This window comes from Capnocytophaga sp. CM59 (genome assembly GCF_000293175.1).
Taxonomy (GTDB): Bacteria; Bacteroidota; Bacteroidia; order Flavobacteriales; family Flavobacteriaceae; genus Capnocytophaga; species Capnocytophaga granulosa.
This window is the reverse complement of record NZ_ALNN01000034.1, coordinates 31,676-44,763: the sequence shown is the minus strand read 5'-3', so window position 1 is coordinate 44,763 and position 13,088 is coordinate 31,676. Positions and strand designations below refer to the sequence as shown.

Annotated in this window: 8 protein-coding genes and 1 tRNA gene; 4 read left to right on the top strand and 5 right to left on the bottom strand. The window is 40.3% G+C overall.

Features of this window, described 5'->3' with window-relative positions; translation table 11 throughout:
* Positions 1–646: 646 nt before the first annotated feature.
* The 4 genes from HMPREF1154_RS13185 to HMPREF1154_RS08480 all read left to right on the top strand — a co-directional run bounded on the left by HMPREF1154_RS13185 (position 647) and on the right by HMPREF1154_RS08480 (position 4,919).
* Positions 647–1,321: a hypothetical protein gene (locus tag HMPREF1154_RS13185; RefSeq protein ID WP_009642155.1), complete on the top strand. Its 675-nt coding sequence runs from the start codon at positions 647–649 to the stop codon at positions 1,319–1,321.
* Positions 1,322–1,383: 62 nt separating this feature from the next.
* Positions 1,384–1,824, top strand: coding sequence for a hypothetical protein (locus HMPREF1154_RS08490; RefSeq protein WP_009642197.1), 441 nt, complete (start codon positions 1,384–1,386; stop codon positions 1,822–1,824).
* 170 nt (positions 1,825–1,994) lie between these two features.
* Positions 1,995–4,721, top strand: coding sequence for a calcium-translocating P-type ATPase, PMCA-type (locus HMPREF1154_RS08485; RefSeq protein ID WP_009642158.1), 2,727 nt, complete (start codon positions 1,995–1,997; stop codon positions 4,719–4,721).
* A gap of 126 nt (positions 4,722–4,847) precedes the next feature.
* Positions 4,848–4,919: transfer RNA gene (locus tag HMPREF1154_RS08480), tRNA-Arg, on the top strand.
* A 387-nt stretch (positions 4,920–5,306) separates the two neighbouring features.
* Here the strand turns inward: HMPREF1154_RS08480 and HMPREF1154_RS08470 are convergent.
* The 5 genes from HMPREF1154_RS08470 to carB all read right to left on the bottom strand — a co-directional run bounded on the left by HMPREF1154_RS08470 (position 5,307) and on the right by carB (position 12,957).
* Entirely contained in the window at positions 5,307–6,422 is a 1,116-nt protein-coding gene (locus HMPREF1154_RS08470) for a glycoside hydrolase family 6 protein (RefSeq protein ID WP_009642150.1), read from the bottom strand.
* 21 nt (positions 6,423–6,443) lie between these two features.
* Positions 6,444–7,148, bottom strand: coding sequence for a slipin family protein (locus HMPREF1154_RS08465; protein ID WP_009642183.1), 705 nt, complete (start codon positions 7,146–7,148; stop codon positions 6,444–6,446).
* Positions 7,149–7,731: 583 nt separating this feature from the next.
* Positions 7,732–7,965 (bottom strand): AAA family ATPase, encoded by a 234-nt coding sequence (locus HMPREF1154_RS08460; protein ID WP_009642177.1) that lies wholly within the window; start codon positions 7,963–7,965, stop codon positions 7,732–7,734.
* Between the two features lie 97 nt (positions 7,966–8,062).
* Positions 8,063–9,616, bottom strand: coding sequence for a reverse transcriptase domain-containing protein (locus HMPREF1154_RS08455; protein ID WP_009642194.1), 1,554 nt, complete (start codon positions 9,614–9,616; stop codon positions 8,063–8,065).
* 488 nt (positions 9,617–10,104) lie between these two features.
* Positions 10,105–12,957, bottom strand: a complete 2,853-nt coding sequence (gene carB / locus HMPREF1154_RS08450; RefSeq protein WP_009642148.1) for a carbamoyl-phosphate synthase large subunit — start codon at positions 12,955–12,957, stop codon at positions 10,105–10,107.
* Between the last annotated feature and the right edge of the window lie 131 nt (positions 12,958–13,088).

Sequence of the window (13,088 nt, the reverse complement as noted above, 5' to 3'; positions counted from 1 at the left end):
CAGTTCTACAAGCTTCATAAGAGCTTGATTAATAAAAACATAATTATTTACATTTGTGTCTCGTTAAATTTTGTAGTCTTTGTATAATCATTATTTATTTGACACAAACTTACAATTCATGCCTATCACAAGTAGAACTTGTAACTCTTTTATCAGAGAATAAAGTCTCTCAACAATAAAAAATAAATCTGTTATACAATCTTTCTAATCAATTTAAAATCAATTTCCTACAACATATTTTTATTCTTTTACATGATACACTAATTATTATTGAATAAAGAAACTATTTCGAGGTATAAAAACTTATATTAAACACATTATAGAAAAAGTGAAAAAATATTTTACAATTAAGCTCAAAGTTAAGAAATAAAGATAATTTTATTTTCAAAATTTATTCGTTTTTTTATAGAGAATCATTATGAAAAAATTATTTCCTATAAACAAATAAGGATATCTTTGTCACTAAGAGTTCCAAAAATATTAACAAACATCATTCTACTTCATTTCTTATTTCATCAATTCTAACTTTAGTAATCATATAAACTTAACATTATCCACCTGCAAAAATAACACTTTTTTTTGAACTTGCCAAATAAAAATATAGAAAAGTTAGAATTTTTTCTTACATTTGCCCAAAAACCACCTTATGAATCTCTGGCATATGCAACTACACCCCACTGGGGCTACTACTTGGACAGCCAAAGACACCCGCCATATCGTCGCCACAGGCTATATAGGTTGCTCTGGCAAGGTCATACAAACCTTTGGCAAACTCCTTGTAGGTGATTTGGTATTGGTACGCTATGGGGCGCAAGTAGTAGCCTTAGCAGCAGTGGAGGATACACCTCGCTTGTTGCGGGATTATGAAAAGCACCCCTTGCACTGGTTTACCCATGGCTGTCGGGTAAAGCCCCTTGCCAACTATGACAACCTAAAAATAGGCGGTCGTGGCTGGTACCTGCCCACTACACTCCAACAGATAAAACCTGAGAATGAAGTAGCTTATACCTTTGTAAAGGACTTATGGGAAAAGACAGACACTCGCCTGCTCTTTCCTGTAGATTTCAACGAACTAATGACGCATGATTTAGTATTGTTTTCTCAAAAAGATGAGCGAGAAAATGTATGCGGAGAGCCTATACCCTTATACGAAGGATTGAAAGTAGATATCTATACGGACGACGGAGACGACAAGGGTAACCGTGATGACCTCGTTGCCAGTGGCTATGTAACAGCAAACAAAACAGGACACTATCCCCATGTGAAATGGTGTTGCCGAATAGATGAAAAAGGCATTCGCAGTGAGTCTGAAGTGAAATAAGAATTATTTGCTATTATATCTCCTAAAAAAGTTGTATATTTGCCCCACAAATATTTACAGATATGCAGTATACTATTGACATAGATCCTATTATTTTCCAGAAAGCACAGCTCTATGCGCAGGAGAAAGGTATAGACTTCAACAAATACGTGGAAAAACAGCTTACCCCTTCTCGTGCTCAAGGTACGAAGAAAACCCTTGTAGCGCTCTTAGGGGTTATCGTAGGGATATTAGCTTTATTTGTTTTTGTAGCCTCTCTATTGCCTTTCTTAGGAGAAATAGCTTTTGTAGGAGGGGCTGTAGTCATTTTATTATCGGGAGTAGGGCTATATTTTGCTTTTATCTATGGCTTAGCCAAGGGAATACTTATTCTTTCTCTACTGGCTTCTGTAGCTGCCACAGGGATTTCTATCAAAAAATTTATTGACTATAACCAGAACAATACTTCTGAGAGTCATCATAGTGAATCTAGTCATGGACACTGGAGGGGTGATGATGATTAAAGTAGATGAGCTCTCTATACTCTCTCCCCAACAGTTCTTAGAAATCATGGCAAAGTGATTTTCTACCTATTGCCGACAAAACTTCTTAACATGGGAAAAATATAAATCCCAAAACCTCTCTTAATTCAGATAAAAATAGTATTTTTGCCCCTTGTAAATGATATGTATTTATGTCTGAAAAACATCACTACAAAGGGCTTACAGATGCCCAAGTTGTTGAAAGTCGCCAAAAATATGGCGAAAACACCTTCACTGCTGTGGAGGGCGAACCACTCTGGAAACAGTTCTTAGAGAAATTTACCGACCCTATTATCATCATCTTATTGGTAGCTTTGGTCTTTTCTTTTGGCGTTTCTTTCTACGAATATACGGTACATGATACTGGTATCCACGCTTTCTTGGAACCTGTGGGTATCCTCTTTGCAATCCTCTTGGCCACTGGTGTCGCTTTCTACTTTGAGCAAAAAGCTAACAAACAATTTGAAATCCTCAATCAGGTCAATGATGATATTTACTACAAGGTCATCCGCAATGAGCGTATTACCCAAGTGCTAAAGAAGGATATTGTCGTAGGGGATATTGTGATTATTGAGACAGGTGAGGAAGTGCCTGCCGACGGGGAGCTGCTTGAGGCGGTATCCCTACACCTGAACGAATCTACCCTTACAGGGGAGCCCCTCGTACACAAGAGTACCAACCCTGAGGACTTCGAGGCGGAGGCTACCTACCCTACCAACTATGTATGCCGAGGCACTTCCGTAGCCGACGGACATGGTATCTTTGAGGTAAAGAAAGTGGGTGATGCTACTGAATACGGCAAAGTGTTTGAGGGCGTACAGATTGATGATTCTATTAAGACCCCTCTCAATGAGCAGTTAGACAATCTGGCTGACCTGATTACCAAAGTAAGCTATGGGATTGCTGCCCTTGTGATTGTCGGGCGATTGATTGTTTATTTTGCCGATCCGACCCAAAACTTAGACAATCTTGACTGGGTATCTTTCGGGGGTTATCTGCTTAATACAGTAATGATTGCCATTACAGTGGTAGTGGTTGCCGTTCCCGAAGGGTTGCCTATGAGTGTCACCCTAAGCTTGGCCTATAGTATGCGTAGTATGATGGCTACCAACAACCTCGTACGTAAGCTGCATGCTTGTGAGACCATGGGGGCTACCACGGTGATTTGTACCGACAAAACAGGTACGCTTACCCAAAACCAAATGACTATCTACGAAACATACTTTAACCAGTTGGCAGATAGTTCCTTAGCCGACCGACTCATCGCAGAGTCTATGGCGGTCAACTCCACTGCTTACCTTGACTTCTCCGATAAGGACAAACCCAGTGTGTTGGGCAATCCTACCGAAGGGGCGCTCCTGCTCTGGCTCTATAGCAAGGGTACCAATTACCTACCTATTCGCGAGGAAAGTGAAGTATTACAACAACTTACCTTCTCCACCGAACGCAAATATATGGCGACCCTCATCTATTCGCCTAACTTGAAAAAGAATATCCTATACGTAAAAGGAGCACCTGAGATTGTAATGACTTTCTGTCAGTCTAGTGGAAAACTAAATTCCACTATCTCCCAAGCCGATTTTGAGGCGAAGCTACTCCAATACCAAAACCAAGCCATGCGTACCATTGGTTTTGCTTACAAGGAAATAGACGATCCTAAAGCTATTATCTCTGAAAATGGCAAATTGGTAGTCAAAGACCTACAGTTCATCGGTATTACTGCTATTTCTGACCCTGTCCGCCCCGATGTACCTACGGCTATTGAGGAATGTATGCAGGCGGGTATTCAGGTGAAGATTGTAACAGGTGATACCCCTGGCACCGCCAAGGAGATTGCCCGACAGATACGTCTATGGGACGAGAGCTGTACCGACCGTAACCATATCACTGGGGCTGAGTTTGCCGCTATGAGCGATGCCGACCTATTGGAACGTGTAGGTGACCTTAGGGTAATTTCTCGTGCACGTCCGCTCGATAAGGCTCGTTTGGTGAATCTGCTCCAGCAGAAGGGCGAAGTAGTAGCTGTAACAGGCGATGGTACCAACGATGCCCCTGCGCTTAAGGCGGCTCAGGTAGGCCTTTCCATGGGTGATGGTACCTCTGTAGCCAAGGAAGCCAGCGATATTACCATCTTGGACAACTCCTTCAGTAGTATAGGAAAGGCGGTCATGTGGGGGCGTTCGCTCTACCTGAACATTCAGCGCTTTATCCTCTTCCAGATGACGATCAACGTAGCCGCTTGTATCATTGTACTTATTGGGGCTTTCTTAGGGGTAGAATCACCCTTGACCGTAACTCAAATGCTATGGGTGAATCTTATCATGGATACTTTTGCTGCCTTGGCCTTGGCTTCCTTGCCACCGAGCCATAGCGTAATGCATGACAAGCCACGTCCTCGCAAGGCAAATATAATTAGCCGCCCTATGGCCAAAGGAATTTTTGGGGTAGGAGGGTTCTTTGTACTCTTGCTCTTTGGTTTTATCCAATACTTTAAGAATGAAGATATTACCACCCTTGCACAATTCTCTTTAGGGGATTACTTCAGTCATTTCTTCCATTTTGGAGCACCTAAGGGAAGCCTATCTCCTTATGAACTTTCGTTGTTCTTTTCCATTTTCGTACTGTTGCAGTTCTGGAATATGTTCAATGCCAAGGCCTACCGTACTGGAAAGAGTACTTTCCATAGCATAGGCAAGTGCCAAGGTTTCTTGATGATAGCTGTAGCCATTATCTTAGGCCAGATTTTCATCACCTCTTTTGGGGGAGAGATGTTCAGTGTTACTCCTCTCAAATTAGTGGATTGGGCAATCATCATTGCAGCCACCAGCATAGTGCTTTGGATAGGAGAAATCCGCAGAGCCGTAGGCAAGAGGGAGTAGTCAGTGGTCAGTCTAACCACTAACCACTACCCCCCTAAACAATTAACAATCAATCATTAATAATTAACAACTAACAATTAACAATTAACAATTGTTTTTCGTATCTTTGCAACCTCATAATTGAGGGGTCTCATAGTTCAACGGATAGAATAGAAGTTTCCTAAACTTTTGATCCAAGTTCGATTCTTGGTGAGACCACTTTTAAAAAAACTATCTTGACTTAACCTCAAGATAGTTTTATTTTTTCTCTAAACCGATCTTACACAAAATAAAATTAATAGGTATTGCCAATAAAACACCTATAGGAAGCGATAACAATGCTATAGAAAGAGCCGCACTGATATAAAAAGACGACATATATCTCTGTACAAGGTAAAATAACTCCTGATAAGCATAACAAATACCCCATACTATAGGAAAACGCATAGGAGCACGAGTAAGTTCCTCTTCTCCATAAAGAAAAAATCCTATAAAAAAGACAATCAACACGGACAATAGCACACCCATAAGGTAAAATAGCCTAAAATCCTTCAGCAACTTACAGCTCATCTGTGTGTGATAAATGATTATTATATCCTAATAGATTTACTTAAGAGACTCTGGTACTTCCATAATCTCTATACTCCCCACTCTTATAGCATTTTCAACCAAGTGCTTTGTATATTCAGGATAAGGTTGTCCTGCCGCAGGTGCTCCCATATGGCATTCCCCATCAGAGCCGCCGCCTCCGTTGATCCACAGATAAGCATCAGCATGAGCGCCTGTAGTTCGGGTAGTACTGCGTGGCCCTAAAGCGGCATTGAAGTTGTTACAAGAGTTATAGGGTGCATTTGCATTCTGGTGCTTAGGTCGGTTGATGCCACTGCGCCCTGTATCTATGACATAGTGCATGTCCTTAAATCCTTTGCCTGCCAAGTAAGCGACAAACTTCTCCGCTCCTTCCTGTTCCTCAAGCGTTCCTCCCAACCCTGATACATTTAGGGCAAAACCACGCATATATTGTAAGCCTCCGTCTATAATCGCTTGGGCAATCGCTTCGGGGTGATTTGTCGTCAGTACTGCATTGCCTGCATGGATATAGGTAACTACATTGGGATTGTTTTTCTGTAAGGTTTGCCCCACATAAGAGAGCAATTCAGCACGCTCATTATAGGCCTGGGTACCCTTTTTATGTCCGCAATAATTAATGGCATCAGGCTCTACGATCACCACAGCACGACGTTGCCCAATGATTGTACTCACTCTATCTATCCAAGCCTTATAGGAGACAGCGGTAGGGTGTCCTCCTTTAGAGAAAGAACCACAATCGCGATTAGGAATCCCATAAAGCACGACAATAGGCGTCTTTTGTGCCTTTTCCGCCCCCTCTACAAAGTTTTTCAGCCAGCCTTCATTCTTCTCTTTGATAGGGCTAACTCCATCATACCAACCTCCACAAGGCGTACCATATACTTGGTAATAGAGCTTTTTAAGTTCCGCATTGCGTTCGTTCTTTACCACACTAAGGCGAGAGGGTTCCAAGTAGAAATCCCAATCGTAAGCCGCTGGTTTTTGAGTGGGAGCAGGCGGAGGAACCACGGGCGGAGAGGGAGGCACAACTGGAGGAGTAGGTGTCTGTGTAGTGGAGCCATTGTTGTCTCCTGATTTTTCGCAGGCTACCACAAGCCCTATAAAAGCTACAAAAAATAGTGATTTATACATAGTTTTTAAGTTTATAGGTTTCTATACTTTCGTCATGGGCACTTCCCCTATTACAAAGGTATGTTTGCCCTTGTCGGCTATCTTGGTGATCGTCTCTAAGTATTGGAAGAACTTGATATTCTCATCGCCTTTCATCAGTTCCGAAGCATTCTTGAGTGCTCTGGCGGTAGCCACAGCGGTACGTGCATTTTCAAGTTCGGAAGTAGCACGTATTTTACTTTCCAAAACACGTGAGAAAAGATCTTGCACACTCTTGGGGAAAGTAATATCTATCAGCTGTGCCTTTATGATCTTGAGTCCCAAAGCCCCTACTTCATTGCAAAAATCGGCTTCCTTGAAGTCAGTGATATCATTTCGGCATTCGTTTAGCTTTTCACTGGTAAAGGCTGATATCTTCTGGCGTAGCAACACTTGTGCAGCCGCCGCTATTTGTTGTTCAGCTACCGAAAAATTACTCTCTTCTACACCAAAATTATCGGTGAATAGCTTGGCATTGTCCAATTTGTAAAGCAAGTAAAACGAAAAACGCAAAGCAATATTATCAGCCGTGAGTACCTCCTGATTGACGACCTTTACACTTCTGAGCTTCTGTGATAGAGATATGATATATACTTTCTCCCACGGACTAAACTTATAGATACCCGCAGGTAGTTCCCTCTGGAAAACATTCTTCTTAAACAGTAGCCCCACACAACCAGGCGCTACCTCTAATTCTTTGTAAAACATATAGATACAATTGATGATTCGTAAAATGATGTGTGTTTGATGTAAACAAAATTATATTTTTCCTCCCACAGATTCCACAGATTTTTACGGAGAAAGTGATACAACTAAGCGTAACTCTATAATTTTCACGGATAAAAATAAGAAAGAGAAGACCTCTAAAGAGTGGGAAAGCTTGATTGAGCCTTGCAAAGAGCGAAAGGCGGTATCCTCAGCCTTGCAAACGCTCCTTAGAGTGAGCCACAGCTCTGTCTTATCTTTCTTCCCAAATAAATAAATGATTTTTTTGGAGTCATCTTCCCCTTTTGTTGTCCGCAATACCTTATTTTGATAGGAAGACGATGTATATAATAAGTGGCGGTTTGTTTTCCTCTGCAAATATACGATTAAAAACCAAAAAGACAATCCCTATGTAAGTGGTTTTTCTTTATACCCCCAACAGCCCGTAAGCCATAAGGCTATGAGTATAAGCGTGATGAATAGAATGGGTTTTATCATAAGAATAGGTTTTTATTGTTTTAAATAGCGAATAAGGTTTTGGGTAAGGCTCCCTTTGCTCATTCCTGCAAAAATAAGCTCATCACCCTTATACATTGTTAGTTGCTTGGTCTCTCTTTCCTCGGAAAAGCATCTTATCCTCTCCCCCTTTCAGCGCAATATATTCCCTTAGGCTACGGTTATACAGCCTATTGAGCAACTCAAAAAACGATATAAAATTACTCTTCCCACTCCCATTAGCCCCAATAAGGATATTGATAGGAGAGAGATCTAACTGTATGTTTTTAAAGGTTTTATAACCTGTTAGGTGAAGGTAGTTCATAGTAGGTAATTAGTTTAATCCAGATTCCAATATAGATCATTCATCACTTCAGGATCATCAGTTCCTGCGGCTTTAGAAAGTCCAAAATATAATATTCTTAGTGAAGAACTCTCTTTAAAGCAGGTTTTTGGCAATTTTTAAGTAATTTATTGATGTTTTTCCAGTGTTTTTTTATTTGATTACTAATCTTATTATCAGGCATCCTACTTATAGCCTTCTTTGCATAAGTTATATAGTTCCCATAATTATATGTATCATATTTATACAGTCTTTTTTCTACCTCATTCCATACTACTTTCCTATTTCTTTTAGCCCCTTTATAAGAGAATTTTTTTAAAATCCGCCTTTTAAAAATCGGTTCTTCATACTTATAAGAATAAGATTTTGCCCTACTTATGTGTCTTTTCATTTTTCTATAATATCCTGAAAGACTTGATTTTTTTAATCTTATATTTTCTCCATCAAATTCAAAACCTAAGTAAGTTAGATTCTTATTTCTATTAATCGTATTCTCAAAAACTTGTGCACATGTCAATTTATCTTTCTCTCTCTTAAATTCAAATACTTGAGTTTTTGCCTCTTGTATCTCTAATTTATACCTTGCAATCTCTTCCATTACAAGATGACACACTTCTTCCTTATATTCTTTAGGACAGACAACAATGATATCATCTGAATACCTTTTATAATGGCCTGCTATTTTTTGAATGTAACTATTAATATCTTTGTCAAAATCTACTAAATAGATATTTGCTAAAGTAGCACTAATGGGTGAACCTTGTGGAATTCCAAATGTCCTTGGTATAATCTGATCTCCTTTTTTAATAGTTTTAAAAGGATGAACTAATTTATGTTTTACCTTAAGAAACTCCTTTTTTTCACAGAAAGCTATTGCATTTTGATTCCTTAAGAATTTTATTCTACTAATCTTCTTTCTTTTAACTGGCTGTTCTATTCCTTTAGCTGTTATCTTTTGTGTCAGGATCTCACCTTGAAAAAAACTAAAGATGTCCACTAAATCTACATAACTGAAACGTGTAATATTTCTATACACATTAAAATGATCTGTAGGCAATTTCTCTACAGAAAGAACCTTTTCCCATTTCTCTCTTAATATTTTATGATCCAAGTTATCAAAAAAACTAGTAATATCAAAAGCTATCACATAGAAAAAATCCTTAGGATATCTCTTTATTAAATCAAAAACATCATTTGCTATCTCAATATTAGATTTATTAGAGCTATTAGGGTTCTTTTCATCAATTGGGATACTCCTATAAGCACAAACAACATCATTTAATTTATATTTTTTTATAAACTGCTCATATTTATCAGACAATTGATGCGAATAATAGCTAAAAATAAGAGAATCTAAATGACTTGCGTAGAAAAGCTCTCTTTTTTTCTGACCTTTTACTCTTTGTATTTTATTAGTCCCTTCCATCTTTATAGGATTCCCTTCCTCATTATATTCCTTACGAAACTTACGGACTAATGAGGTTTTATGGATAAAAGGCAGGAATGAATGTTTAGTTATATTCTCAGGACTAAGTATATAAGACATTACCCTTTTTTTATCTCTAATAGAAATAGGTTTTCCTATATGAGGGTATTTTTTTAACTTAAACCAATCTTTCTTCGCTTTTTTCATGCTTTCTTTATAAAAAAAGAGTAGTGAAATCCAAATGCGGAGCCGTGCTTTTTAAGAAGATAACATTATCTTCATAGAACTATGTATGCTAATACGATATACTAACCAATTAAAATCAATCAATATATCACTCCGTCTTCTATTTGGGTAGAAAAATATTAATGCTATATTTGCACATTCGTACTAAACCTAACATTATGAATATTATCTATCTCATGTCTAAGATATTAATCTTAGCTGGACTTGCTCAAAGTAGAATTATTTCTATTCTTGCGATTTGTCTCTATGAAATGACATTTCCCTTATAGTTTTTCATATAAGGCTATAGGATTTCTCCTAACCAAAAAACACATAGTTCGGCTATTTCACTACTCTTATATTTTTATATCTTCAAATCATATTCTAAATCCCTCCGCAAATATACAAAAAATACTTTGCCAAAGTCAAGATTTTAGCAAAGTATTTTTATCAATATGTAAGTCTTTCAACTATTTACTTAAGTACATCTTCCTCCTTGTATAAATATCGTAGAAAGCATCGTCCTTGAGGCTGTCTATAAACAAGATACTTTCACCAGTGGATTTCATCTCTGGGCCGAGCTTCTTATCTACGTTCGGGAATTTGTTGAACGAGAACACAGGTTGCTTGATAGCAAAGCCCTCCAAGTGCGGATGGAAATGGAAGTCAGAGAGCTTCTTCTCGCCCAACATGATCTTAGTGGCGTAGTTCACATACGGCTCCTTGTAGGCCTTGGAGATAAATGGTACTGTACGCGAAGCACGTGGATTGGCCTCTATGATATACACTACATCATCTTTTACGGCAAACTGTACATTGATAAGCCCCACGGTGTTGAGTGCCAAGGCTATCTTCTGGGTGTGGTCTTTGATCTGTTGGATCACGAACTCACCCAAGTTGAACGGCGGTAAGGTCGCGTTACTATCACCTGAGTGGATACCACAAGGCTCTATATGCTCCATAATACCAATGATATACACATTTTCGCCATCACATATCGCATCCGCTTCGGCCTCTATGGCGCCGTCCAAATAGTGGTCAAGTAGGAGCTTGTTATTAGGTATCTTACGCAAAAGATCTACCACATGGGCTTCCAGCTCTTCCTTGTTGATGACAATCTTCATACCCTGCCCGCCCAATACGTAGGAAGGACGCACCAGTAGCGGGAAGTCCAATTCGTCTGAGAGTTTCAGCGCCTCATCAGCTGTTTCAGCTACACCAAAGCGTGGGTAAGGAATGTTATTCTCTTTCAGCAAGGTAGAGAAACTTCCTCTGTCTTCTGCCAAGTCAAGCGACTGGAAGCTGGTACCTATAATCTTGATACCATATTTGTCTAATTTCTCGGCCAACTTCAAGGCGGTTTGTCCACCGAGCTGTACGATCACTCCTTCGGGCTTCTCGTGTTGGATAATATCATAGATATACTCCCAGAATACAGGTTCAAAATAGAGCTTGTCAGCCGTATCAAAGTCTGTAGATACCGTCTCTGGGTTACAGTTGATCATAATGGTCTCATAACCACATTCTTCTGCTGCCAATACCCCATGTACGCAGCAGTAGTCGAACTCAATCCCTTGCCCTATACGGTTAGGTCCTGAACCGAGTACTACCACCTTCTTGCGGTCAGTAACCACACTGTCGTTGGCTACATATTCCTTGCCGTCTGCGCTGCGGATAGGCGCTTCAAAGGTAGAATAATAGTAAGGGGTTTGCGCCTTGAACTCGGCCGCACAAGTATCCACCAATTTGAATACGCGGCGGATATTCAGCTCCTCTCGCTTCTTATGTACCTCACTCTCCCAGCAACCAAGCATATAGGCTATTTGTCGGTCAGCAAAGCCTTTCTGCTTAGCTTCAAAAAGAAGCTGCTTAGGTAGTGTATCTATCTTATAGTTGGATATTTCTTTTTCAAGGGCACAGAGTTCCTCGTATTGTTTGAGGAACCACATGTCTATTTTGGTGATTTCATGGATACGGCTTAGCGGAATACCCAGCTGTACCGCATCATAGAGTACAAACACCCTATCCCAACTGGGGTGAGTGAGTTTTTCAATGATTTGCTCGTAATTCTTCTCCCCTTTGCCATCGGCTCCCAAACCATTACGCTTGATTTCGAGTGATTGGGTTGCTTTCTGTAAGGCTTCTTGGAACGAACGACCAATACCCATGACCTCCCCTACTGACTTCATTTGTAGGCCAATAGTACGGTCAGAGCCTTCAAACTTATCAAAGTTCCAACGTGGTATCTTCACAATCACATAGTCCAACGTAGGCTCAAAGAAAGCGGAAGTGGATTTGGTGATTTGGTTTTGCAATTCGTCCAAATGATAGCCAATAGCAAGCTTAGTGGCAATCTTAGCAATAGGATAACCTGTAGCTTTAGACGCCAAGGCGGACGAACGCGATACACGTGGATTGATTTCAATAGCGATGATATCTTCTTTCTCATCGGGAGATACGGCAAACTGTACGTTGCAACCACCTGCAAAATCACCTATGCTGCGCATCATCTTGATAGCCATATCACGCATACGCTGGAAAGTGCGATCGGAAAGGGTCATCGCAGGAGCTACCGTAATAGAGTCACCCGTATGGATACCCATCGGATCCATGTTTTCAATGGTACAGATAATAGCTACATTGTCATTCCTATCGCGCAGCAGTTCCAATTCGTATTCCTTCCAGCCCAAAAGTGCCTTATCAATAAGCACCTCGTGGATAGGTGAGGCCTCCAAACCGCGATTAAGGAGCATGTCAAAGTCCTCTTTCTTATAGACGATAGAGGCGCCCGTACCGCCCAAGGTAAAGGACGGACGTATTACAAGCGGAAAACCAAAGCGTTGGGCAATTTCTTTCCCTTTGAGGAAGGACATAGCCGTTTCCGAAGGCGCCATTGGGATGCCTATCTCGTCGAGTAACACGCGGAATTTCTCACGGTCTTCGGTGATTTGGATCGCATCAATATCCACCCCAATGATTTCCACTCCGAAGTCCTTCCAGATACCTTTTTCATCTGCTTCTATACAGAGGTTAAGAGCAGTCTGTCCGCCCATAGTAGGCAGTACGGCATCTATTTCGGGGTGAGCCTTGAGGATTTCCACCAATGATTTAGTGGTAAGGGGTTTGAGATAGACCACATCCGCCATGGAAGGGTCGGTCATAATCGTAGCAGGGTTGGAGTTGATCAGTACGGTTTTGATACCGTCTTCGCGCAAAGAGCGCAACGATTGCGAGCCTGAGTAGTCGAACTCACAGGCTTGCCCGATGATAATAGGTCCTGACCCTATAAGCAGAACACAATGTAGGTCGTTTCTTTTTGGCATTTTTATATAGATTGCTGCTTTTTATTTGAAAAAATAGCTACATTTTTCAAACGAAAAATATAGCTATTGTATATTAAAAAGAATATTACCTCGTAGCCCTCGCAGGTACGACTTAAGGGAGTTTGTGAAGT